The organism is Acinetobacter sp. CFCC 11171, assembly GCF_003268405.1.
GTDB lineage: Bacteria > Pseudomonadota > Gammaproteobacteria > Pseudomonadales > Moraxellaceae > Acinetobacter > Acinetobacter amyesii.
This window is the reverse complement of record NZ_LQXP01000114.1, coordinates 1-473: the sequence shown is the minus strand read 5'-3', so window position 1 is coordinate 473 and position 473 is coordinate 1. Positions and strand designations below refer to the sequence as shown.

1 protein-coding gene is annotated in these 473 nt (G+C 49.7%); it reads left to right on the top strand.

What is annotated here, in order from left to right; translation table 11 throughout:
* Window positions 1-473, top strand: a 473-nt coding sequence (locus AVJ20_RS18105) for a GA-like domain-containing protein (protein WP_213066215.1), incomplete at both ends; no start/stop codon positions are given.

The window sequence follows — 473 nt, the reverse complement described above, 5'->3', positions numbered from 1 at the left end:
CGTTAACGGATATCGTGATTCCAGCGGTGACTGACAGCAACAACAACGGCATTGATGATGCAGTTGAAGCACAAATTGCCGATGCAGAAGCGGCAGTAAAAGCGGCAGAAGATGCCTACCAAGCCGCAGAAGATGCACTAGATGAAGCCAATGCAAATGGCCTAATCACCCCAACCGAAAAAGCCGAACTTGAAGCTGCGTTAAAAGCGGCACAAGATGCCAAAGACGCAGCCCAAGAAGCGGTCGATGCTTTACCATCGGCACCTGCAGCAGTGCAAGATGCCAAAGATGGTTTCCAAGATCGCATTGATGCCTTGACGGACATCAGCATTCCAACGGTCAACGATGCCAATGAAAACGGTGTTGATGACAGCACAGAAAACCCACTGGATCTAGCGAATGACTTAGTCGATGCAGCAGAAGATGCCTATCAAGCAGCCGAAGATGCACTTAACGAAGCCAATACAGATGGC